At 49.7% G+C, this 23,177-nt stretch carries 30 protein-coding genes and 2 tRNA genes; all 32 read left to right on the top strand.

The features are described from left to right. Positions 1-23: 23 nt before the first annotated feature. The 32 genes from WMO44_RS08910 (at position 24) to WMO44_RS08755 (ending at position 23,172) form a co-directional block, all read left to right on the top strand. The gene (locus WMO44_RS08910; protein WP_349136494.1) at positions 24-1,913 is read left to right on the top strand and encodes a phage/plasmid primase, P4 family; all 1,890 of its coding nucleotides are present in this window, start codon (positions 24-26) and stop codon (positions 1,911-1,913) included. Between the two features lie 3 nt (positions 1,914-1,916). Continuing rightward, entirely contained in the window at positions 1,917-2,699 is a 783-nt protein-coding gene (locus WMO44_RS08905) for a DNA-methyltransferase (RefSeq protein WP_349136493.1), read from the top strand. Continuing rightward, a complete protein-coding gene (locus WMO44_RS08900; RefSeq protein WP_349136492.1) occupies positions 2,689-2,994 on the top strand; it encodes a DUF1599 domain-containing protein in 306 nt (101 codons plus the stop codon). Before WMO44_RS08905 ends, WMO44_RS08900 begins: the two co-directional genes overlap by 11 nt. Beyond that, a complete protein-coding gene (locus WMO44_RS08895) occupies positions 2,984-3,316 on the top strand; it encodes a nucleoside triphosphate pyrophosphohydrolase family protein (RefSeq protein ID WP_349136491.1) in 333 nt (110 codons plus the stop codon). Before WMO44_RS08900 ends, WMO44_RS08895 begins: the two co-directional genes overlap by 11 nt. Before the next feature lie 5 nt (positions 3,317-3,321). Next, positions 3,322-3,963 carry an FAD-dependent thymidylate synthase gene (gene thyX / locus WMO44_RS08890; RefSeq protein ID WP_349136490.1) on the top strand — a complete coding sequence of 214 codons (642 nt, stop codon included), beginning with the start codon at positions 3,322-3,324 and terminating at the stop codon, positions 3,961-3,963. Further along, positions 3,950-4,297 carry a hypothetical protein gene (locus tag WMO44_RS08885; protein ID WP_349136489.1) on the top strand — a complete coding sequence of 116 codons (348 nt, stop codon included), beginning with the start codon at positions 3,950-3,952 and terminating at the stop codon, positions 4,295-4,297. Before thyX ends, WMO44_RS08885 begins: the two co-directional genes overlap by 14 nt. Beyond that, positions 4,290-4,496 (top strand): hypothetical protein, encoded by a 207-nt coding sequence (locus tag WMO44_RS08880; protein ID WP_216572464.1) that lies wholly within the window; start codon positions 4,290-4,292, stop codon positions 4,494-4,496. The genes WMO44_RS08885 and WMO44_RS08880 overlap by 8 nt, the downstream gene beginning before the upstream one ends. Next, positions 4,493-4,681, top strand: a complete 189-nt coding sequence (locus tag WMO44_RS08875; protein ID WP_097791508.1) for a hypothetical protein — start codon at positions 4,493-4,495, stop codon at positions 4,679-4,681. Before WMO44_RS08880 ends, WMO44_RS08875 begins: the two co-directional genes overlap by 4 nt. 290 nt (positions 4,682-4,971) lie before the next feature. Then, positions 4,972-5,469, top strand: a complete 498-nt coding sequence (locus tag WMO44_RS08870; protein WP_179859467.1) for a DUF1492 domain-containing protein — start codon at positions 4,972-4,974, stop codon at positions 5,467-5,469. A gap of 69 nt (positions 5,470-5,538) precedes the next feature. Then, the gene (locus WMO44_RS08865) at positions 5,539-5,961 is read left to right on the top strand and encodes a terminase small subunit (RefSeq protein WP_097791510.1); all 423 of its coding nucleotides are present in this window, start codon (positions 5,539-5,541) and stop codon (positions 5,959-5,961) included. After that, the gene (locus tag WMO44_RS08860) at positions 5,942-7,273 is read left to right on the top strand and encodes a PBSX family phage terminase large subunit (RefSeq protein WP_178849064.1); all 1,332 of its coding nucleotides are present in this window, start codon (positions 5,942-5,944) and stop codon (positions 7,271-7,273) included. Before WMO44_RS08865 ends, WMO44_RS08860 begins: the two co-directional genes overlap by 20 nt. A gap of 87 nt (positions 7,274-7,360) precedes the next feature. Further along, positions 7,361-8,845: a phage portal protein gene (locus WMO44_RS08855; protein ID WP_349136488.1), complete on the top strand. Its 1,485-nt coding sequence runs from the start codon at positions 7,361-7,363 to the stop codon at positions 8,843-8,845. A gap of 102 nt (positions 8,846-8,947) precedes the next feature. Continuing rightward, positions 8,948-9,022, top strand: a tRNA-Glu gene (locus WMO44_RS08850). A 67-nt stretch (positions 9,023-9,089) separates the two neighbouring features. Then, positions 9,090-9,175 (top strand) — tRNA-Leu (locus WMO44_RS08845). 25 nt (positions 9,176-9,200) lie between these two features. Then, entirely contained in the window at positions 9,201-11,090 is a 1,890-nt protein-coding gene (locus WMO44_RS08840; RefSeq protein ID WP_349136487.1) for a minor capsid protein, read from the top strand. A 14-nt stretch (positions 11,091-11,104) separates the two neighbouring features. Then, entirely contained in the window at positions 11,105-11,269 is a 165-nt protein-coding gene (locus WMO44_RS08835) for a hypothetical protein (protein WP_349136486.1), read from the top strand. Positions 11,270-11,407: 138 nt separating this feature from the next. After that, positions 11,408-12,034, top strand: a complete 627-nt coding sequence (locus WMO44_RS08830) for a phage scaffolding protein (protein WP_349136485.1) — start codon at positions 11,408-11,410, stop codon at positions 12,032-12,034. Continuing rightward, positions 12,034-12,954, top strand: a complete 921-nt coding sequence (locus WMO44_RS08825) for a hypothetical protein (RefSeq protein WP_349136484.1) — start codon at positions 12,034-12,036, stop codon at positions 12,952-12,954. Before WMO44_RS08830 ends, WMO44_RS08825 begins: the two co-directional genes overlap by 1 nt. An 18-nt stretch (positions 12,955-12,972) precedes the next feature. After that, positions 12,973-13,353, top strand: a complete 381-nt coding sequence (locus WMO44_RS08820; protein ID WP_349136483.1) for a head-tail connector protein — start codon at positions 12,973-12,975, stop codon at positions 13,351-13,353. Beyond that, positions 13,347-13,718 carry a hypothetical protein gene (locus tag WMO44_RS08815; protein ID WP_349136482.1) on the top strand — a complete coding sequence of 124 codons (372 nt, stop codon included), beginning with the start codon at positions 13,347-13,349 and terminating at the stop codon, positions 13,716-13,718. The genes WMO44_RS08820 and WMO44_RS08815 overlap by 7 nt, the downstream gene beginning before the upstream one ends. Then, positions 13,718-14,212 carry an HK97 gp10 family phage protein gene (locus tag WMO44_RS08810; protein ID WP_349136481.1) on the top strand — a complete coding sequence of 165 codons (495 nt, stop codon included), beginning with the start codon at positions 13,718-13,720 and terminating at the stop codon, positions 14,210-14,212. The genes WMO44_RS08815 and WMO44_RS08810 overlap by 1 nt, the downstream gene beginning before the upstream one ends. Continuing rightward, complete coding sequence (locus tag WMO44_RS08805; RefSeq protein WP_349136480.1) at positions 14,209-14,637, top strand: phage tail terminator family protein; 429 nt, start codon at positions 14,209-14,211, stop codon at positions 14,635-14,637. The genes WMO44_RS08810 and WMO44_RS08805 overlap by 4 nt, the downstream gene beginning before the upstream one ends. 4 nt (positions 14,638-14,641) lie before the next feature. Beyond that, on the top strand, positions 14,642-14,836 hold the full coding sequence (locus tag WMO44_RS08800; RefSeq protein ID WP_349136479.1) for a hypothetical protein: 195 nt from the start codon (positions 14,642-14,644) through the stop codon (positions 14,834-14,836). An 11-nt stretch (positions 14,837-14,847) separates the two neighbouring features. Further along, entirely contained in the window at positions 14,848-16,164 is a 1,317-nt protein-coding gene (locus WMO44_RS08795) for a phage tail sheath C-terminal domain-containing protein (protein WP_349136478.1), read from the top strand. Positions 16,165-16,179: 15 nt separating this feature from the next. Continuing rightward, positions 16,180-16,656, top strand: a complete 477-nt coding sequence (locus tag WMO44_RS08790; RefSeq protein ID WP_187031852.1) for a phage tail tube protein — start codon at positions 16,180-16,182, stop codon at positions 16,654-16,656. Positions 16,657-16,728: 72 nt separating this feature from the next. Then, on the top strand, positions 16,729-17,154 hold the full coding sequence (locus WMO44_RS08785; RefSeq protein WP_097791524.1) for a phage tail assembly chaperone: 426 nt from the start codon (positions 16,729-16,731) through the stop codon (positions 17,152-17,154). A gap of 230 nt (positions 17,155-17,384) precedes the next feature. Next, entirely contained in the window at positions 17,385-19,517 is a 2,133-nt protein-coding gene (locus WMO44_RS08780; protein WP_349136477.1) for a tape measure protein, read from the top strand. Next, the gene (locus WMO44_RS08775) at positions 19,517-20,188 is read left to right on the top strand and encodes a LysM peptidoglycan-binding domain-containing protein (RefSeq protein ID WP_349136476.1); all 672 of its coding nucleotides are present in this window, start codon (positions 19,517-19,519) and stop codon (positions 20,186-20,188) included. Before WMO44_RS08780 ends, WMO44_RS08775 begins: the two co-directional genes overlap by 1 nt. 15 nt (positions 20,189-20,203) lie before the next feature. After that, the gene (locus tag WMO44_RS08770; RefSeq protein ID WP_349136475.1) at positions 20,204-21,163 is read left to right on the top strand and encodes an XkdQ/YqbQ family protein; all 960 of its coding nucleotides are present in this window, start codon (positions 20,204-20,206) and stop codon (positions 21,161-21,163) included. Then, complete coding sequence (locus WMO44_RS08765; protein ID WP_349136474.1) at positions 21,156-21,536, top strand: DUF2577 domain-containing protein; 381 nt, start codon at positions 21,156-21,158, stop codon at positions 21,534-21,536. Before WMO44_RS08770 ends, WMO44_RS08765 begins: the two co-directional genes overlap by 8 nt. Continuing rightward, entirely contained in the window at positions 21,536-21,940 is a 405-nt protein-coding gene (locus WMO44_RS08760) for a DUF2634 domain-containing protein (protein ID WP_349136473.1), read from the top strand. Before WMO44_RS08765 ends, WMO44_RS08760 begins: the two co-directional genes overlap by 1 nt. Next, positions 21,940-23,172: a baseplate J/gp47 family protein gene (locus WMO44_RS08755; protein ID WP_349152361.1), complete on the top strand. Its 1,233-nt coding sequence runs from the start codon at positions 21,940-21,942 to the stop codon at positions 23,170-23,172. Before WMO44_RS08760 ends, WMO44_RS08755 begins: the two co-directional genes overlap by 1 nt. The last annotated feature ends 5 nt before the right edge of the window (positions 23,173-23,177 follow it).

The raw sequence follows: 23,177 nt of genomic DNA, 5'->3' as shown, positions 1-23,177 counted from the left end.
TCAGGGGGGGGGAGCGTTGAAGCATGGAACTGTTTAGGGGCTATGTGCCTACCAGAAACAAACAATGCCTTGAAAAGTTCAAAGGCGTTGAAAAACTGAAAACCCGTTCTGAAGTCCAAAACCTTGATGAATACGCCGGTATTCTTGGGGAAGAAACCATCCTGATTGATGTGGACGATGCGGAAACATCTGAACTTTTGTTCAGAATTGTTCAGGATTTAGAACTGAAGTGCAGAGTGTACGCCACCACACGGGGAAAACACTTCTTGTTCAAGAACTGTGGTGTTAAAAAAAGCTGGACGAAATGCACCTTGGCCGTGGGTATCACCACGGATGGAAAGGTTGGAGCCAATAACAGCTATGAAATCTTGAAGTCCGGTGGCGTGGAACGGCCCATTCTGTATGACTTCCCTGAAGGGGAGATTCAGGAACTTCCCAAGTGGCTGACCCCAGTGAAAAGCAACTATGATTTCCCGAACCTTGGGGAAGGTGATGGGCGGAACCAAACCCTGTTCAACTACATTCTGACCCTTCAGAGTGACGATTTCACCAAGGAAGAAGCCCGTGAATGTATCAGGCTGATTAACCGTTATGTGCTGAAGAAGCCCCTTTCCGACAAGGAACTTGATGTGATCCTTCGGGATGATGCTTTCAAGAAAACATCCTTCTTCCGGGATAAAACCTTCCTGTTTGATAAGTTCGCCACCTACCTGAAGAACAACAACCATATTGTGAAGATCAATAACCAGCTTCACATTTACAAGGATGGTATCTATGTTTCCGGTGCCGGTGAGATTGAAGGGGCCATGATCAAGTTGATCAGCAACCTGAAACGGGCATGGCGTTCGGAAGTCCTGTCCTATCTGGAAATCATGATTGAGGAAAACACCAAGGCCACCAACCCGAATATCATTGCTTTCAGCAACGGCCTTTACAATATCCGGGATGGTTCCTTCAAAGAGTTCACCCCGGATGTGGTCATTACAAACAAAATCCCGTGGCCGTACAACCCCGCCGCCCATGATGATCTGTTGGATCATACCCTGAACCGGCTGGCCTGTGATGATCCTGAAGTTCGGGCCTTGCTGGAAGAAATGGTGGGCTATTGTATGTACCGCCGCAACGAACTTGGCAAAGCCTTCATCCTGATTGGCGATAAGAGCAACGGCAAATCCACCTTCCTTCATGTGGTGAAGAACCTTCTTGGAGATCAGAACATTGCTTCCCTTGACCTGAAGGAATTGGGTGATAGGTTCAAAACCGCTGAACTGTTCGGCAAGCTGGCGAACATCGGTGATGATATTGGTGATGAATTTATTGCCAATGCTTCTGTGTTCAAAAAACTGGTCACAGGTGATCGGGTGAATGTGGAGCGCAAGGGCCAAGACCCCTTTGAGTTCAACAATTATTCCAAGTTCCTGTTCAGCGCCAACAATATTCCCCGTATCAAGGACAAAACCGGAGCCGTTCAGCGGCGTTTGGTGATTGTTCCCTTCGATGCCAAGTTTACCCCCAACGATGCTGACTTCCGCCCGTTCATCAAGGATGAACTGTGTGAACAGGGTTCAATGGAATATCTGGCCTTGCTTGGCCTTCAGGGGTTGAAGCGGGTTCTTGGGAACGCACAGTTCACCACATCCAGCAGAGTTCAGGGGCAGTTGGACGAATACGAGGAAAACAACAATCCCATTATTGGGTTCATCAAAGAAATTGGGCTGGATTGCATTGTGAATGAGCCTACCAAGACGGTTTACCGGAAGTATAAGGAATATTGCATTGCAAACAACTTCCAAGCCCTTTCCAACATCGAGTTTTCCAGACAGATCACCAAGCGTTGTGGGTTGGTGATTGTGGATAAGTGGATCAGCCGCCTTGGGAAATGCCGGGTGTTTGTAGAAGAAAGTGAGGAATAACCAATGGATACTAAAATTGAACTGTACCATGATAATTTTCAAAATTTCAAAAGGTACAATATTCCCAAAGCCCAACTTGTCATTGCTGATATTCCCTATAATATCGGGGTTGATGCTTACGCAAGTAATCCTATGTGGTATCAGGGCGGCGACAACAAGAACGGGGAAAGTAAGTTGGCAAAATCCAGCTTCTTTCATACGGATGGCACCTTCAAGATTGCGGAATATATGCACTTCTGCAACCGCCTTCTTCGGAAGGAACCAAAGGAGAAAGGACAGGCCCCGGCTATGATTGTGTTCTGTGCCTTTGAGCAGATGCAAACCGTCATTGACTACGGGAAGAAATATGGGTTTGAAAAGTCTTACCCGCTGTTCTTTACAAAGAACTATTCCGCCCAAGTTCTGAAGGCCAACATGAAGATTGTTGGTGCCACAGAATTTGCGGTGGTGCTGTATCGGGATAAACTTCCCAAGTTCCGAAACATTGGCCCTGACGGAAACAAGCACATGGTTTTCAACTGGTTCACTTGGGAACGGGACAACCGGAAGGAGTATCCCAAAATCCACCCCACCCAAAAGCCGGTTGGTGTGCTGAAGCGGTTGATTGAAGTGTTTACCGATCCGGGGGATGTGGTTATTGATCCTGTTGCCGGAAGCGGAACAACCCTTCGTGCCGCTTATGAATTAGGCCGAAACGCCTATGGGTTTGAAGTGGATAAAAACTTCTACATAGCCGCCAAGGAAAAAATGATTCCGAACAGAAAGGATGATTTCAATGTTACCTAAAACCAAAACGGAACGCCATGCCGATATTTGCAAGGAAATCAATGCCTTGTATGCCATGAAAAATCATGACTATGGCGATAGCTTTCACCAGACCTTCACGGAAGAAGGAATGGCAATGCCCCGGATCAGACTTGGGGATAAGCTGGCCCGGTTTAAGAGCCTGACCAAATCCGGGGTTCAGGAAGTAAAGGATGAATCTATCCGTGATACCCTGATTGACCTTGCCAATTACGCCATTATGACCGTTCTTGAATTGGACGATCAGAAAGCGGAGGAACACGCCGATGAACGCTAACCGTTATATGCGGGATTCCTTGCGAACCGCTGACCGTTCCAACATGGATCGGCTGAAGCTGGAATGTGCCTTGGGCCTTTGCGGTGAAGCCGGTGAAGTGGCCGAACAGGTGAAGAAGCATTTCTTCCACGGCCATGAACTGGATAAGCGCCACATGATTGAAGAACTTGGTGATGTGGCTTGGTATTTGGCCGTTCTGTGTGATGCTATTGGTTCTGACCTTGATACGGTCATGGAAGAAAACTTGAAAAAGCTGGAACAGCGTTACCCTGAAGGGTTCGATCCTTACCGGTCACAGCACCGGAATGAATTGGGAGGTTGAAGAAAATGAAAATTATCAAGCCTGATGTGCAGTTCATCACCCCGATTGATGGGGCCACTATTCTGAAGCGGCTGGAACAATGTGGCCGTGTCTGCTACAAGTCCGAGGACAAAATCACGGAAGGTTCCGCTGAAAAGTTCGTTGCCGGGATCATCAAGCGTGGGCATGAAGCGGTTTTGGAACATTGTTCCTTCACGGTGAAGTTCATTTGTGATCGTGGGGTTTCTCATGAGATCGTCCGCCACCGGATGGCTTCTTACTGTCAGGAATCCACCCGCTATTGCAACTACGGCAAGGGCAAGTTCGGTGAGGAAATCACGGTGATTGAACCTTGCTTCTGGCCTGAAGGTTCTGATTTGTATTGGGCATGGAAAAACGCTTGTCTGATCTCTGAACAATGCTATTTTTCTTTGTTGAAATCAGGAGCCACCCCGCAAGAAGCCCGTTCCGTTCTGCCCAACAGCCTGAAAACGGAAGTGGTCATGACGGCCAACATTCGTGAATGGCGGCATTTCCTGAAGTTGCGCTGTTCACCCGCCGCACACCCGCAGATGCGGGAAGTGGCCCTGATCCTGTTGGACAAGGTTCACGCCCTGATTCCGGTTTGCTTCGATGATATTTGGAGTGAATACCATGCCGATGTTTAAGAAGTCCGGTGGTAAAATCTTCGCCGTTCAGTTCAACAAAGCTGAAGAACGGGCCTTGGATCAGGAAATCAAGAAACAGATTGTGGAAAATGATCGGGCCTTTGACATGGACAAAGAATCATCCATCCTGTGGATGCTTCACACCCAATTTGGCTTTGGCCCAAAGCGCCTGAAGCTGGCGTGGAAGCTGTTCTATGCCGAAACCTTGAAGCTACGGGAACATTACCTGATGGAACAAGCCGATGATGGGTGGTTGGCCCGTAAAAAGCTGAAGGACATTGGGTGTGACATTGAAGAATGGTACAGAGAAGAAGGAGGGAAAACCGATGCCTAAACCTTGGGAAAATGCTGAAGGGTATCACGATCCGACAGCCTACCACGGCACAAAGAATATCATCCGTGACGAGGATGAACAGCAGAAGCGGGTGAACACCCTGATCTTCGTCCTGAAGTACATCACCCGTTTGGCGGGGTTTGAACTTCTGAACCGCATTGAAATCAAAGACCGTAAGACCGGGAGGGAATACCGATGAAAAATAAGCCGTGTCCTTTTTGCGGGGCTGATTTGGTTCAGGAAAACCGGCTGAACCCGCTTGCAAAGAAATATGCGGATATTCCGTTCAGAACTTTCTATGTTCACCCTAAGAACGGTTGCTTCTTGGAAGCGTTGGCGTTGAGGGGTGAGCAGTTGGAGAAGTGGAACAACCGGAACGCCTGAACAGGTGCTTCTTCAGTAGGGGTTGGAATAGCGGCCTTCAATAATATGTGGAATGATGTTGAAGGCCCTGAAACCCTTGCAATACCTTGATTTTCTGTGAAATCCTTCAACATTCAACATTCAACAGATTACTTCAATTATTTAGAAGAAAAAATATATAGTATATGAAGAATGTAATAATAGTGAAGAAGGCATTTCTGATCTTGAATGTTGAAGGATTTTCCGAAAGCCCTTGAAATACCGGCGTTTGATGCCCTTCAACATTTATTCCAGAAAGGATGTGTTACATAGTGAATGACAAAGACCTTTCCCAACAGGCCAAAGAATACTTTGCCCAAATCAGGAAAACGGATCGTTTGATCCATCGGCTTGATAGTACCATTGCAACCTTGCGTTCCAGCTTGACTTCTACCGGAAGCCAACTGAAACAGGACAAGGTTCAGACTTCAGGCCCCAAGAATACCCTTGAAGAAACCATCACCAAGATTATTGATCTTGAAGCCAAGATCAATGCCCGGATTGATGAACTTGTGAGCATGAAACAGGAAGCGTTCACCATGATCAACCGGATTCCTGACCTTGATCAGCAAAATATTCTGATCGGGCGCTATATTCAGTTGAAAAAATGGGAAGATATTTCTGAAGAACTGAATTATTCTATGCAATGGGTTTTTGAACTTCACGGAAAGGGTTTACTTGCTTTTGCCAAGGCAAACAGCGACTTTCTAAACAACCGAGAAAACCAGAGTGCCACCGGTTCCAAACAGAGTAAAGAATCGGTAGAATAGTAAATAAGAAATTGCGCCTACGGGAAACCGGGGCGCTTTTTCTATGCCTGATGAAAGGGGTGAATACCTGTGACACCAAGACAGCGGAAGTTCTGTGATGAATACCTGATCAGCGGCAATGCTACGGATGCGGCAATCAAGGCGGGGTATTCGCCCAAGACCGCAAAGCAAACGGGTTCTGAAAACCTTGCAAAACCTGACTTGAAAGCGTACATCGAAACTGAACTTGAAAAACTTCATTCGGCCAAGATCGCTGACGCTGAAGAAGTCATGAAATACCTGACTTCGGTGATGCGGGGTGAACATACTGAAGAAATCCCGATTCTTTGCGGTGACGGTTGCCAAGAGTTGACACAGAAAGAGGTTGGAGCCAAGGAAAGGCTGAAGGCCGCTGAACTGATTGGCAAGCGTTATGGTATGTTCACGGACAAGGTAGGTGTGGAAAGGGCCGTTCCGGTGATTATCACGGGGGATGATCAACTTGAAGATTAGCCCACAGGCCAAGCGGGTTCACCTTCCTGAAGTGGTTGGTAAGGGTTACGGAACCTTCTGGAACTTCAAAGGCCGTTACCGGGTGTGTAAGGGAAGCCGTGCTTCCAAGAAATCCAAGACAACGGCCCTGAACATCATCAAACGGATGATGCAATACCCGGAAGCCAATACCCTTGTGGTTCGCAAGGTGTTCAGAACCTTGAAAGATTCCTGTTTCACCGAACTGAAATGGGCAATCAACCGCCTTGGGGTTTCAGCCTATTGGGAAATCAAAGAAAGCCCCCTTGAAATGACCTACCTTCCCACCGGTCAGAAGATTTACTTTCGGGGCCTTGATGATCCCCTGAAGGTTACTTCAATTACGGTTGAAATAGGGTTTTTGTGCTGGTGCTGGATTGAAGAAGCATACGAAATCATGAATGAAGCTGATTTTGATATGCTGGATGAATCCATTCGTGGTGCTATCCCGGAAGAAACCGGCCTGTTCAAGCAAATCACGCTGACATTCAACCCGTGGAACGAAAAGCATTGGATCAGGAAACGCTTCTTCGGGGAGATCACCGGCAAGGATGCCCAAGGGAACCCCACATACAAGTTTCATGATAGCTGGATCAGCCCGGATGGGCAGATTTACGCCACAACCACCAATTACCTGTGTAATGAATGGCTGGACACGGCGGATTTGAAGGTGTTCAACACCATGAAGGAAAACAACCCCCGCCGTTACAAGGTGGCTGGCCTTGGGGGTTGGGGCATTGTGGATGGCCTGATTTTCGATAATTGGCGGGAAGAAGCCTTTGATTATCTGGCTATTTCCAAGAAGCCTGATGTGAAAAGCGCCTTCGGCCTTGACTTCGGTTATACCAACGATCCCACGGCCCTGTTCTGTGGGCTGGTGAGTGAGAAGGAAAGAACCATTTGGGTTTTTGATGAACTGTATGAAAAGGCTCTGACAAACCGGGCAATCTGTGACCGGATCACCGGCATGGGCTACGGCAAGGAACGGATCAAGGCCGATTGTGCCGAACCCAAGAGCATTGATGAATTGCGGGATGCTGGCCTTCATCGTATCAGAGCCGCCCGGAAGGGCAAGGACAGCGTGAACAACGGAATCCAGTACATTCAGGGTTACACCATCATTGTTCATCCCCGATGCGTGAACTTCATCACAGAGATTTCAAACTACACATGGGCAGAAGATAAGTTCGGGGCCAAGATCAATGTTCCCATTGATGATTTCAACCACCTTATGGACGCTATGCGTTACGGGCTGGAAGATATGTTGGTTGGCCCCGCCTTCAGCTTCGACTAATAACATGATAGTAACAAAACACACGAAAAACGCACGGTTTCCGTGTGTTTGCGTTTATTAAGCAATGAAGAAAGGCGGTAAGTGAATATGTTTCTGGATAACGCTATGGAGCGTATCAACCGCCTGATCCTTCAGGGTGGGCGAACCGGCATGACTGAAAATCAGTTCTTCGCCGCTGAAATCAAGGAATGGAAGAATAGTCAGCGCCGCAAGGATCAGGTTATAGGTGATCTGTACTATGAAGGACAGCATGACATTCTTCAGCGTCAGCGCACAATCATTGGTGAAAACGGTCAACTTCAGGTGGTGACGAACCTTCCGAACAACCGCCTGATTGATAACCAATATGCCCTGATGGTGGATCAGAAAACCAACTACCTTGTGGGCAAGCCCTTCACCCTGAACTGTCAGGATAAGGGTTACACGGATGCTTTGGGCAAGGTTTTCAACAAACGGTTTTACCGGCTTCTGAAATATGTTTGTGAAGATGCCCTGAACGGTGGCCTTGGTTGGCTTTATCCTTACTACAATGAAGCTGGTGAATTGTCCTTCAAGCATTTCCCGGCCTATGACATTCTTCCTTTTTGGGCTGACGATGATCACACCATCCTTGATTGTGCGATTCGTTACTACACCCAAGAAGTGTGGAACGGCTACCAGAAGGAAAAGGTGGAGAAGGTGGAAATCTTCAAAGCCGATGGCATTTACCGGTATATCTATCAAAATGATATGCTGATTGCCGATGTGGAAGCCGGTGAACACGAAAACTATTTCATGGTTGAGGAAGAAGGCCAAGAACCCAAGGGGTTCAACTGGACAAGGATTCCGCTGGTTCCCTTCAAGTATAACAAACAGGAAATCCCCCTGATCCGCCGTGTGAAAACCCTTCAGGACGGAATCAACACCATGATTTCCGACTTTGAAAACAATATGCAAGAGGACGCACGGAACACCATTCTGGTTCTGAAGAACTATGATGGTGAAAATCTTGGTGAGTTCCGCCACAACCTTTCCACCTATGGAGCCGTGAAGGTTCGTGAGGATGGCGGGGTTGAAACCCTTCAGGTTGAAATCAATGCAGAGAACTACAAGGGCATTTTGGAACTTCTGAAGAAGTCCTTGATTGAAAATGCCCGTGGTTACGATGCCAAGGATGATCGTTTGAGTGGCAACCCCAATCAAATGAACATTCAATCCATGTATTCTGACATTGACCTTGACGCAAACGGCATGGAAACCGAGTTCCAAGCGGCCTTTGAAGAACTGTTGTGGTTCATCAATCAGGATTTCAGCAACAGGGGCTTGGGCGATTATGAAGGCGCTGAACTTCAGATCGTGTTCAACCGTGACATTCTAATCAATGAAACGGAATCCATTGAAAACTGTTCCAAGTCCGTTGGTATTCTGTCCACGGAAACCATTGTGGAACAGCACCCGTGGGTTACGGATGTTGAAGTGGAGCTGGCCCGGTTGCGTAAGGAAAAGGATGAAGCAATGGAACAGGCACAGGAATACGCCGGGGCCTTCCAGACCGACAACCAGAACAAAGGTGACAATGGCGAGGGTGAATAACCCCCGCCGTTTCACAATATATGCCGGGGCAGACCTTGAGTGTGGCGGGGTGCTATTACTCCTACCCGCCAAAGGGTGAAATTCCCTTCCCCGGCCCATCATGGCCCGTTAGTCAAGCGGTTAAGACACCGCCCTTTCACGGCGGTAACGCCGGTTCGATCCCGGCACGGGCTACCATGCTTCCCTGTTGGACTTGGCTGAAAATGCTTGCGGGGCCTTCAGCCCTGATGGGGAAGTCTTATTTGCTGAAGTGGATGGAATAGGCAGACACGGCGGATTCAAAATCCGTTGCCGCAAGGCGTGTGGGTTCAAATCCCACCTTCAGCACCATTTTTCAGGATTGGAGGAACGGCCCATGAGAAATGCGGATTATTGGCGTGGGCGGTTTTCCATCTTGGAGGACAGCGCCCACAGAGAAGCCCAAAAGACTATTCAGGGCATGGAAGAATTGTATTTGGATGCACAGCGTTCCGTTCAGAAGGAAATTGAAAGCTGGTATGCCCGTTTTGCGGTGAACAACCAAATCAGCCTGACCGATGCCCGGAAATGGCTGACCGCTGGACAGCTTGAAGAATTTCATTGGAGCGTTGAACAGTATATCAAGATCGGTGAACAGGCCGGGTTGGATGCGGCATGGCTGAAGAAGCTGGAAAATGCGTCTGCCCGGTTCCACATTTCCCGCCTTGAAGCTGTTCAGACAGGTATTCAGCAACAGCTTGAATTGCTGTACGGCAATCAGGTTGATAGTCTGGATGCCCTATTGAAGAAGGTTGTGGGCAATGGCTATACCCACACGGCTTTTGAGGTTCAGAAGGGTGTGGGCCTTGGTTGGGATATTACCGGGCTGGATCAGAAGAAACTTGAAACCTTGCTTTCAAAGCCTTGGACAACGGACGGGCGAACCTTCCGGGATCGCTGTTGGCTGAACAAGAATGATCTGGTGGGTTCGGTCAGTAAGAGCCTGACGCAAGGGCTTCTTCGGGGTGATTCCCCATCCAAGATCACCACAGCCATTCAGAAGCAGTTCGGGGTTCATCGGTATAAGGCGGGGCGGTTGGTTAATACTGAAACCACCTATTTCAACGCCGTTGCCACCAAGGAATGTTACAAGGATTTGGATGTTGAAATGGTGGAAATCATTGAAACGCTGGATTCCCATACCTGTTCCATTTGTGGTGGGCTTGATGGTAAGGTGATCCCCATTTCCCAATATGAACCCGGTGTGACCGTGCCGCCGTTCCATCCCAACTGTCGAGGAACTACGGCCCCGGCCATTGATCCCAAGTATGCCGGAGAAAGAGCCGCCCGGAACGCTGATGGGGATGTGTACTATGTTCCCGCCAACATGAAATATGCTGATTGGGTTCAGACCTTCGTGAACGGCGGTTCCAAGGCTGGCTTGACCGTTGCAACCGGGGCCGGTGTTGCCAAAACGCTTCGTGACTACAACACCGAGTTTGGAAAGAAGTTCGGCAAAGACCATTATGATCAGATTCGTGATCGTGTGGACGCTTGCCAAAGTTCTGACCTTCAGGCCGCTTGGGATAAGTATGAAAACCAAATCAAGGTTGCAAAGGCTGACCATCAAGGCGGCGCATATTGCCAAGGCAAAAATATTTATGTGAATATTGATGCCGATTCTAAAGGCCGTTCTTGGAGCGCCCCTTACGCAACCACCTTCCATGAAAGCGGCCATGCTATTGATGGGCTTGCGGCACAGCTTGGAACCCCGAATGGTCAATGGCATTTTTCTTCTACTTACAAGGGCGGGGCTTTTCCCCAAACCATCAAGGATGAAGTGAATGATTGGGTGGATCGGGTTCTTGCTGACATGAAGGCCCATAAAGATGATTTCCCGTATTGGGTACAAAAAGGCTGGATGTCGCAAACTACCGCTGATTATTACATCAAGTATGGTGGGTTCAAGGCAAAAAAATCTTATGCCTATGCCGCCGTTCAAGCGGAAGTGAAGGCATTGACCCCATTGCAGTACGGTGATCTTTCTGATATATTGGAAGGGGCCACCCGTGGAAAAATCCGCTGTGGCATTGGTCATGGTGGTGGTTCCTACTGGACAACCCGAACTTACAACGGGATTGATTGGGGCCTTGGAACTGAAGCCTTTGCGGAAATGACTTCCGCAACCATGACTTCCCCGGAAAGTTTGGCAACAATCAAGAAATATCTTCCCAAGTCCTATGCCATGTATGAAGATATGTTGAAGGTGATTGCAAATCAGCCGTGAAAGGGGTGTTGAAAATGGCTGAACTGATTGAACAATATCTTGAACGATTTCATGAGAACTTCCCCCTGTTCGCCCTGATGGGTGTCGAGGAAGCGGAAGTGGAAGCCATTATTCAAGATTGTTTGGATAAGGGAACCCCTTACCGACCACCTGAACTGGATGAAAAATCCCTATATTGATGATCTGACCACCCCGGCCTTTGGCCGGTGGTGGTTTTTTCATACCATCGCCGTTTTGGATTTGTGGGCGGTAAACAGAAATCTAAATGAAATCGTGGTTCCTAACCCACGGTAAAAAAGGATTTGGAGGTTATCACTATGACAAAGGAAAAACTGCTGGAATGGGGCTTGACCGAGGAACAGGCCAACAAGGTCATGGAGGGCCTAAACGGTTCCTTCGTCACCAAAAGCCGCTTCAATGAGGTCAACACCGAACTGACCAACGCAAAGAACACGATCAAAGAGCGTGACACCCAGCTTGAAACGCTGAAGAAGTCCACAGGCGACACCAAGGCGCTTCAGGATCAGATTACCCAGCTTCAGACCGATAACGCCAACCAGAAGAAGGCCCATGAAGCCGAAATGAAGGCATTGAAGATTGGCAACGCCGTTGATATGGCATTGACCGGAGCCAAGGCCAAGAACAACACCGCTGTTAAGGCGCTGTTGGTTGATTTCATCGGTAAGGCTGAATTGGCGGAGGATGGAACCGTCAAGGGCCTTGATGATGAAGTCAAGAAGCTGGTGGAAGGCAAGGACACGGCTTTTCTTTTTGAGAAGTCCACCGGCACCAAGTTCAAGGGGGCCAAATCCGCTGAAAAGGGTGATGGCGCTGAAGGCGGCATGACCCTTGAAAAGCTGAAGGCCATGACCCCTATTGACCGCTACAATTATTCCGTCAACCATCCTGACGAATACAAAGAACTTTATGGAGGTAATGAGTAATGGCAAACACTTGCTACGATAACTTTTTCCTGTCCAACGAAATTGAAGATCAGTACCAGAGCCACCTTGATCTTCAGCAGTTTTGCACCGTGGACAACAACCTGACCGGCGTTGCTGGTATGGTTCGCAAGATTCACAAGTACAAGGCCACCGATGGCACCGAAAAGCTGGCTATGGGTGTTGGCAACACCAAGACCATTGAAGCCGGTTACACCGAAAAGGAATACCGGATTCAGATGGCACAGAACCGCTTCCAGTATTATGACGAGGAAGCCATGACCGATCCCATGGTGATCACCACCGGCACCCGTCACGCTGGTACGGATATGTTCAACACCGTGAACGCTGACATTTTCGGCGCTTTCAACGAGGCCACCATGACCATCGTGACCACCGCCCTTGGCTTTGATGCCTTTGTGGATGGTGCGGCCATGCTGAATCTGGAAAACCTTGAAGGTGTGACCATCTTCGGCTTCGTCAACCCCGCTGATATGGCGAAACTTCGTAAGGCCCTGAAGGACGATCTGAAGTATGTGGAAGCATACGCCAAGCAGGGCTATGTTGGCACCGTGGGCGGTATCAACATCTACACCAAGAAGAACGCCGAAACCGGCAAGGTGGTCATTGCCACCAAGGAAGCTGTTACCCTGTTCAATAAGAAGGGTACGGAAGTGGAACAGGAGCGTGAAGGCAACATCCGCCGCAACACGGTTTATTCCCGCAAGTATTACCTTGCGGCTATGACCAATGAAGCCAAGGCGGTGAAGATCATCACCGGTTCCGCCGCTGTCACCGCTGACACCACGGTTTCCAGCGACAAGACCTATTACGCCGCTTCCGGTATCGGCTATGTGAAGGTCACGCCCGGTTCCGGTGACAACCCCAAGACCAAGGGTTGGTACGAAATCACGGCGGCGTAAGAAAGGCGGTGAACCCCGTTGCGTGATAAAGCGGTTGCAATGCTAACGGCCCTTGGCGTGGCGGGGGCCGCTGATGATCCGTTGTTGGATATGGTTTTGACCAATGTTCAATGGCGGATCAAAAATCTTTCCAACCTTTCCGAAATCCCGGAGGGGTTGGAAAGTCTGGCCGTTTCTATGGCCGTGGGCGAATACCTGAACATGAAGAAGTGTTCTGGACAGCTTGAAGGGTTTGATTTGGATGCGGCGGTGAAATCCATTCAGGAAGGTGACACCAACATTACCTTTGCCCTTGGTGAAGGTAGTTCAACCCCTGAACAGAGGTTGAACAGCCTGATTGATTATCTGATCAACGGGCGCATTGGTGAAATCTACCGTTATAGGCGGTTGGTATGGTGAATAAGGCCGTGCGAACCGCCTTGGAACGGTTGTGGAAGGATCGGTGTTCTATCTTCATTCGTGAGGAAGTCACCGATCCTGTCACCCACCTGACGGATTCTGAAGAAAAGCCGCTTCTTCAGGATCAGCCGTGCAAGTTGTCTTTTGAAACATTAACTTCAACCAATGGGGATGAAGTGGCAACCGCCCAACAGGTGGTGAAGCTGTTCCTTTCCCCGGATGTGAAGGTTCCCGCAGGATGCAAGATCATTGTCACCCGGCCAAATGATGTGGAACGAACCTTCACCTATTCCCGTTCCGGTGAACCGGGCGTTTTCTCCAACCATCAAGAAATCATGCTTGAACCCTTCAGGGGGTGGGCTTGATGGCAAGATGGGGCCGGTGTGATTACCGGGAACTGAAGAAGCTGGATGAACGCCTTCAACAGCTTTCGGAAGTTGACATGGATCGGCTTTGCCGGGATGCCGCCAAGAAGGTTGCCCAAATTCTTCTGAACAAGGTGAAGAAAAGAACCCCGGTTGGCGTGGTTCCGTCCTATGCCACGGATGAAGCCAAGCAGGAATATTGGGCCGGTTACAGCGGGGGTTCCTTGCGTGATGCGTGGACGATCCTTCCCATTGAAAAACATGGGGATCAGTACACCGTGACCATCATCAACAACTTGGAATATGCGTCCTATGTGGAATACGGCCACCGGCAAACGCCGGGGCGCTATGTTCCCGCCTTGGGTAAGACCCTGAAGGCAAGTTGGGTGAAGGGGCGGTTCATGCTGACGATTTCCGAACAGGAAGTGAAAACCTTGGCCCCGTCCATCCTGAATGATATGTTGTATGAAGCCTTGAAGGGGGTGTTCAGTTGATCAATGAAATCATCAAAGGTGTTTCCATGAAGCTGAACGCCACCTTTGGGGCCGGGTACAAAATCTATCAGAATGATGTGGAACAGGGCTTCAAAGAACCCTGTTTTTTCATTGCCGTTCTGAAGCCTGACATTTCCCCGTTGCAAAAGAACCGGTTCATGAACCGGAATCCGCTGGATGTTCACTATTTTCCCACCAGCGGGAGAAACAACGCTGAATTGTTCACTATGGCCGGGAATTTGATGGAATGTTTGGAGTTCATCACCCTTCCCAATGGGGATGTGCTTCACGGAACTTCCATGAGTTATGAAGTTGAAGATGGGGTTCTTCACTTCTTCGTCAACTTCAATCTGACACTATCCCGCCCGTCCGAGGAAACCCCAATGGAAACCTTGGATGTGGATGTGGAGCCAAAGAAAGGGTGATTGAATGGCTACCAGAAAGAAAGCCACCACCGCACAGGAACCGCCCATCACGGCCCCGGTGGTATTCCCCAAAGAAAAAGTGTTGACCTTCAGGCGTTACGCCAACCGGCGTGATCTGCTGTCTATCCTTTTGGAAGATGGGAAGGAATACACCCATGATCAGATTGATGGGCTGATCAAAGATTTTTATGAAAGGTAAGGTGAACTAATATGGCCCTTGGCGGCGGCACCTTCTTGGTGCAGAACAAGGTTCTGCCCGGTGCATATATCAACTTCATTTCTGTGGCGCAGGCAAGCGCCACCCTTTCTGACCGTGGCATTGTCACCATCCCCCTTGCCATGAATTGGGGGCCTGAAGGCAAGATTTTCACGGTGGAACAGGCTGACTTCATCAAGAACAGTCAGAAGATTTTCGGCTATGCGTACACGGCGGATGAACTGAAGCCCATGCGTGAAATCTTCCTTCACGCCAAGACCGTTCATTTCTTCCGCCTTGGTTCCAGCGGCGTGAAAGCGTCCAACACCTACGCAACGGCCAAATACCCCGGCACCCGTGGCAATGATCTTCGGGTTGTGATCACGGCCAATGAAAACAGCACCGAACAGAAGCCCCTGTTCGATGTGGAAACCTTCTTGGGAACCGTTCAGGTTGATCTTCAGGAAGGTGTGGCCGCTATCACCGGCCTGAAGGCCAATGACTATCTGGATTGGAAGTCCAGCGGAACCCTTTCCTTGACCGCTTCCTTGCCCCTGACGGGCGGCACCAATGGCACCGTGGCCGATTCCGACTATCAGACCTATCTTGATCAGGCGGAAGCGTACACCTTCAACGCTATGGGTTGCACCGAGAGCAAGGCCACCATCACCGCCCTGTTTGCGGCTTTCGCAAAGCGTATGCGTGATGATGTGGGCAAGAAGTTTCAGGTGGTTCTTTTCCGCAAGCTGGCCGACTATGAAGGCGTTGTGAGCGTCAAGAACGGCCTGACTTCCGACAAGACTTCCACCGCCCTGATCCCTTGGGTTACGGGTGTGATCGGCGGCACGGCGGTCAATAAGAGCGCCACCAACATGACCTATGATGGTGAATACGATGTGGACACCGATTTCACGCAGACCCAGCTTGAAAACGGGATCAAGGAAGGTTCCTTCATGTTCCATCGTGTGGATGAAGCGGTGTGTGTCCTGACTGACATTAACAGCTTCATTTCCATCACGGATGAAAAGTCCAGCGATTTTTCCAGCAACCAGACGATCCGAGTTTTGGATCAGATCGCCAATGATATTGCCGTTCTGTTCGGCAAGAAGTATCTTGGCAAGGTTCCCAATGATGCCGCTGGCCGGATTTCCCTTTGGAACGATATTGTGAAGCACCACACGGAACTTCAGGATATTCGGGCCATTGAGAACTTCAGCGGCGAAAATGTGACGGTTGAAAAGGGCGATACCAAGAAATCCGTGGTGGTTACTGATTATGTGACCCCCGTGAACGCTATGGAACAGCTTTATATGACCGTCTATGTTCAGTAAGGAGGTACAACCATCATGGCAGATAGAACCATCATGAACGCCAAGGATGCTGTTTCCGCTTCCTTGGCTGAATGTTTCGTGACCATCGGGGATAACCGTTACAACTTCATGCAGGCTATCAACCTTGAAGCCAACTTTGAGAAGAACAAAACGGAAGTTCCCATTTTGGGCAAGACCGGCAAGGGCAATAAGGCCACCGGCTGGAAGGGTACGGGTTCCGCCACCTTCCACTATAACACTTCCATCTTCCGTGAGCTGATGAAGCGTTATAAGGACACCGGCGAGGATGTCTATTTTGACATTCAGGTGACAAATGAAGATCCCACTTCTTCCGTGGGCCGTCAGACCGTGATCCTGAAGGATTGCAATATGGATGGCGGCTTGCTTGCCAAGTTTGATGCTGATGCGGAATACTTGGATGAAGATATGGACTTCACCTTTGAAGATTTCGAGATGCCCGAAACCTTCAGCCTTTTGGCCGGTATGCAGTAAGCAGAGCGCCCCGGCCTTACTTCGGTAGGGGCCGGGGCCTTTTTTCGTATCAAAATATAGGAGGAAAAAACAATGAGCCTGTCCGCTTTTTTGGCTGAAAACGCCGTTCCCGTTGAGAACATCAAGTTTGTTGCTTCCAAACGCTTCTTGGGTGAGGATGGCAACCCCATTCCTTGGGAGATCAAGACCATCACCGGCACTGAGGATGAAGCCCTTCGGAAGTCCTGTGCCAAGCGTGTTCCGGTTCCCGGCAAGAAGAACCAGTATCAGAAGGAAACCGACTATGATCTTTACCTTGGCAAGCTGGCCGTGGCTTGTACCGTGTTCCCCAATCTGAATGATAAGGAACTTCAGGACAGCTACAAGGTCATGGGCGCTGATGCCCTTCTGAAAACCATGCTGACCCCCGGCGAATATGCCGAATACCTGACCAAGATTCAGGAAGTGTGTGGTTTTGATACCACCATGCAGGATGAGGTTGATGAAGCAAAAAACTAATCTGTGAAGGTGATGGTGAAGCGAACATTGCTTACTATTGCCTTCACGAACTTCATTTGACACCTTCCGCCTTTTATGCTTTGCCCCGCCGTGAACGGGCCTTCATCATTGCGGCCATTGATGTTCGGGTGGAAGCTGAAAAGAAGAAGCAGAAGGAAATTGAACGCAAACAGCGCCGGGGCCGACACCATTAAGGCCCCGGCCATTCTCCAAGAAAGGTGGTGATCCCTGTGGGAACTATCCGAACCGCTATTGCCCTTTATGATGGTGTTACCAGCCCCCTTCAGAGTATGCACAAGGCTATGGGTGTTGTGCTGAACACCTTTGAATCCATGCAACAGGCTTCCGGTAGAGCCGTTGACACGGCGGCAATCCGGGAAGCCCGTGAAGAATGGGCGAAAGCGGGAACCGCCTTTGATGCCATTGAAGAAAATATCAGGAACGCCAATAATGAACAGCAAAAGTTCAATAATTCCATTCGTGGGGGTAACAATTCCGCCAATGGACTTCTGTCCACCATCAAGAAAATTGCCGTTGCCGCTGGTGGTATCGTCGGGATCAATAAGGTGCAGAACATTTCGGATAAATTGGCAAGCACCAAGGCCCGGTTGAATCTGCTGGTGGATGATGGCGGTTCCGTGGATGTGTTGGAACAGAAGATCATGGCTTCCGCCCAGCGTTCCCGATCCGTTTACTTTGATACCGCTTCCGCCGTTGCGAAACTTGGCCTGAACGCTGGTAACGCCTTCGGTGGTAATATGGATCAGGTCATTGCCTTCATGGAGCAGGTGAACAAGCAGTTTGTTATTGGCGGCGCTACGGCCCAAGAGCAAAGCAACGCCATGATCCAGCTTACACAGGCAATGGCGGCGGGTGCGCTTCGTGGTGAAGAACTGAACTCCATTCTGGACGGTGCGCCGGGTATCGCAAGAGCTATTGAAAAGTATATGGGGATTGCAGAAGGTTCCATCAAGACGGTTGCACAGGAAGGCAAGGTAACGGCTGAAGTGGTGAAGAACGCCATGTTTGCTATGGCGGATGAAACCAACGCAAAGTTCGATTCCATGCCCAAGACTTGGGCGCAGATTTGGGCCGGGATGAAAAATAAAGCCCTTTCCATGTTCGCCCCGATCCTGACCAAGATCAACCAGATTGCCAATAGCACCAAGTTCCAGCAAGTTACCACGGCCCTGATCAATGGGCTTGCGGGGGTTGCAAATGTGGCTTCTTCGCTATTGGATATTCTGATTTCCGTTGCTTCGGTGATTGTTGATAATTGGAGTTGGATTCAGCCTATCATCATGGGTATTGTGGCCGCTATGCTGATTTATAACGGTGTGGCGCTGGTGACAAATGCCATTATGGGTATTCAGGCAACGGCCAAGGCCGTTCATGCGGCGGCAACTGCTATGGAAGCGGGAGCCACTTTCACCGCTACGGTAGCCCAGCAGGGTCTAAATGCGGCGCTTTTGGCTTGCCCCCTTACATGGATCATCCTTCTGATTATCGCCGTCATTGCGGCTATCTATGCGGCGTGTGCGGCAGTTGCCAAGTTCACCGGAATTGCAAATAGCGGCTTCGGTGTGATTTGCGGGGGAATCATGGTTGTGATTTCCTTCTTCAAAAACCTTGGCCTGTCCGTGGCGAATATTGCCTTGGGTATCTGGAACGCTTTGGGGGCTTGTGCTTCCAATATCGGAACCGCCTTCCATAATGTCATTTCCAATGTTCAGGGATGGTTTTATAACCTTCTTTCTACGGCCCTTACAGTTGTGGCCGGTATTTGTGAAGCCCTGAACAAGTTGCCCTTCGTTGAGTTCGACTATTCCGGGATCACCAGCAAAGCAAGCGAATATGCGGCCAAGTCCGCTGAAGCCTATGGGAATGTTGAGGAATATAAAAGCGTTGCCGATGCCTTCAATGAAGGAATGTCTACCTTTGACACCTTCCAAGATGGTTGGGCCGCTGATGCTTTTGCTTCCGGTGCCGCTTGGGGTGATGGTGTGGCCGATAAGGTTTCCGGTATGTTTGATTTTTCCGCCTTGGATTCTATGGGGGCTGATTCTTTGGATGCCTTCAACCTTGGCAATGATCTTGATAGCATTTACGGGAACACCGGCGATATTGCAAACAACACAGCGGCCACCGCTGATGCCTTGGATATTGCTGAAGAAGATTTGGCCTATCTTCGTGACATTGCGGAGCGTGAAGCAATCAACCGGTTCACTACCGCTGAAATCAAGGTTGAACAGCACAATGAAAACCACATTTCCAAAGATGCTGATTTGGATGGGATCATGGATGCTTGGGCCAATGACTTTGCTGAAAAGCTGGAAGTTTCTGAAGAAGGGGTGCATGAGTAATGGCGTATAAACTGTATATGGCGGGAACGCTTATGCCCATCACCCCTTCCAAGGTGACGGTGAAGATCAATAACCAGAACAAGACCATGACCCTGATCAACGGGGAAGAAATCAACATTCTGAAGGCCGCTGGCCTTTCGGATGTGTCCTTTGAATTGGTTCTTCCCCAAGTGTCCTATCCCTTCAGCAACGGTGGGGCGCAAAGCGCCGCCTATTACCTATCCTTGTTTGAACGGCTGAAGGTGAGCAAGACCCCGTTCCAATTCATCCTGAACCGGCAGAAGCCCGGTGGCGGGATGTTCCATTACACCAATTTGACCGTTGGCCTTGAAACCTATGAAATCACCGATGATGCCGGTGAAGGCTTTGATGTGAAGGTGAAGATCAACCTGAAACAGTACAGAGCCTATGGCACCAAGACCGTGGCCGTGCAACCGGCCAAAACTTCCGGGGGAACCGCCACCGCAACGGTTAAGGCGGCACCCCGGCCCACCACAACGGCCCCGAAAGCCGCCACCTATACGGTGAAATCTGGTGATTGCCTTTGGAACATTGCCAAGAAGCAGTTGGGCAACGGGGCCGATTACACGAAAATCTATAATCTGAACAAGGACAAAATCAAGAACCCGAACCTGATCTATCCCGGTCAGGTTCTTACTTTGCCTTCCTGAAAGGGGTGATTCCGTTTGGCAGTTGAATTGTTCATCCAGCATAACAGCACCATTCAATTCCCCGTTGTCGAGGAAGGCGCAAAGTTGACCTTGGAACGCAAGGGAACCCCCGGCAAGTTAGAGTTCACCGTTGTCAAGGGGCCGGGGCTGAACTTTGCTGAAGGTGATCCGGTGAAGCTGACTGTGAACGGAACCGCCATGTTCTATGGGTTTGTGTTCAAGAAAAAGCGTGACAAGGGCGGCACCATTGATGTTGTGGCCTATGATCAGTTGCGCTATCTGAAGAACAAGGACACCATCACGGAAGAAGGGCTGAAGGCTTCCGACCTTCTGAAGCGCATTGCAACAGATTTCCGGTTGAACCTTGGCACGGTGGAAGATACCGGTTATACCCTTGAAACCATCGTGGAAGAAAACCAAACCCTGTTTGATATGATCCAGAGCGCCCTTGATGAAACCCTGATGAATACCAAACAGCTTTATGTTCTGTATGACGATGCCGGGAAGCTGACCCTGAAGAACATCAATACCATGAAGCTGAACCTTCTGATTGATGAAGAAACCGGGGAAAACTTCAGCTATGAATCCAGCATTGATGAACAGACCTATAACAAGATCAAGCTGGCCTATAACGATGAAAAAACCGGTAAGCGGGAATTGTTCATTGCACAGGACGGGGCGAAAATGAACCAATGGGGTGTTCTTCAGTATTTTGAAGAAGTTCAGACCAAAACGGGCGCTTCCGCCAAGGCGGATGCCCTGTTGAAGCTGTACGATCAGAAAACCCGCAAGCTGACCATTCAGAACGCTTTCGGTGATGTGCGGGTTCGTGCTGGAAGCGCCGTGGTGGTGGCCCTGAACCTTGGCGATATTGTCACCAACAATTACATGGTGGTGAACAAAGTCACCCATACCTTCAGGGGTGATGAACACATGATGGAACTTGACCTGATCGGGGGTGAATTTATTGCCTAATCCTGTTGAAGTGGTAAAACGGGCGGCGGTGGAAGCTGTGGAAGCCGGGAAACCGGTGAACATCCTGTTTGGAACTGTCCTTTCCGCTTCACCCTTGAAAATTCAGGTGGATCAGAAATCCATCTACACTTCCAAAATGCTGATCCTGACCCGGAATGTGACTGATTTTGAAGTTGATATGACGGTGAACCACAGCACCGAGGACAAAGGCGGTGGTTCCGGTGCGGCGGCTTATGAAGCCCACAAACACGCCTATGTTGGCAAGAAAACCTTCAAGGTTCACAACGCTTTGAAGGTCGGTGAAAAGGTGCTTCTGATCCGGGTTCAGCAAGGAAAGAAATTCGTGGTTATTGACCGAGTAAAGGGGGCTTGATGATGATTCCGCAAGTGCAGGATGATATTAAACAGGATTTCACCATTGAAACCCTTCCAAGCCGTACTTTCAGGATGAACCACAACAACCTGACCATCATCGGCACCATTGATGAAATCCAAGCTGTGGAACAGGCGGTTTTTCTGATCCTGAACACAGAACGCTATGAATGGTTGATCCATTCTTGGGATTATGGGGTTGAACTTCATAATCTGATCGGGAAAGATGTGGAATACTGTATTCCCGAAATTGAACGCCGGGTTCGTGAAGCCTTGCTTCAGGATGATAGGATCACGGCGGTTCAGAACTTTGAATTTACGGTGAACAAAAAGAAAGTGCTGACTACCTTCACGGTGGTCAGCATTTTTGGCGAAATCAATGCAGAATTGGGGGTTGAAATCTGATGTATGAAGCACAGACCTATGAAGCAATCCTTTCCCGGATGCTTCAGAAGGCGCTTTCTATCAATGGCAATTTGGACACCCGTGAAGGTTCGTTGGTTTGGTGCGGTGATGCCCCCGCCGCCGTGGAATTGCAGAATCTTTATATTGCCCTTGATACGGTGCTGAATGAAACCTTTGCAGACACCGCAACCCGCCCTTATCTCATTTTGAGGGCGGCAGAAAGGGGGCTGAAACCGCAACCGGCAAGCTCCGCCGTGTTGCAGTTGAGCATTACACCAACCACCTTGCACCTTCCCATGAACACCCGCTTTTCCATTGGAGAACTGAACTATTATGTTTCGGCTGACCGTGGAAGTGGTAAGTATGAAATCACCTGTGAAACCGCTGGTGAAGCCGGTAATGACTACACCGGAACGGTGATTCCCATTGAGTATGTGGACGGGCTTGAAACCTGTTCCATTTCCGCCGTGGTGATCCCCGGTGAGGATGAAGAAGATACCGAGATTTTCAGACAGCGTTACATGGATAGCCTGAACGCCCAAGCCTTCGGCGGCAACCGTGCGGATTATCTGGAAAAGGTGAACGCCATTCCCGGCGTGGGCGGTGTGAAGGTATATCGGGTTTGGAACAGCGATTTGAACCCGGCCAAGCTGATCCCGCCCACGGGAACCGACACTTGGATCAGCGGCCTTTCTGGTGTGTCCGAGGAAATCAAGGCGTGGTTGAATGCCGTGTATGCGGCGGGAGCCAATAGCAAGCTAACCGTGGGCGGAACCGTGAAGCTGGTGATCATCAACAGTTCCTTCAAGAAGCCTTCGGAAGCCCTTGTGGATCAGGTGCAGACCGCAGTTGACCCACTTCAGAACGCCGGTGAAGGTGTGGGCATTGCCCCCATCGGCCATGTGGTGAGGGTTGAAGGCGTGGGTGAAGATACCATCAACCTTTCCTTCGATTTGTACTATCAGCGGGAATGGAGTTGGGATGATGTTTCCGCCTATGTCACGGAAGCAATCAACGGTTACTTCTTGGAACTGGCCCAAAGTTGGGCAGACCAGAATGAAGCCCTTGTGGTTCGTATCAGTCAGGTGGAAAGCCGCCTGTTGGGAATCACCGGTATTCTGGATATTGCCAACACCAAGATCAACGGTGAAGCGGCGAACTGTACCCTGACCCTTGACCACATCCCGGTTTTGGGAACCATTGAGCCGGGAACCATCGTGATCAACGGATAAGGGGG

The organism is Faecalibacterium tardum, from assembly GCF_040096515.1.
GTDB classification, from domain to species: Bacteria; Bacillota; Clostridia; order Oscillospirales; family Ruminococcaceae; genus Faecalibacterium; species Faecalibacterium tardum.
This window is presented reverse-complemented; position numbering and strand designations above follow the sequence as displayed.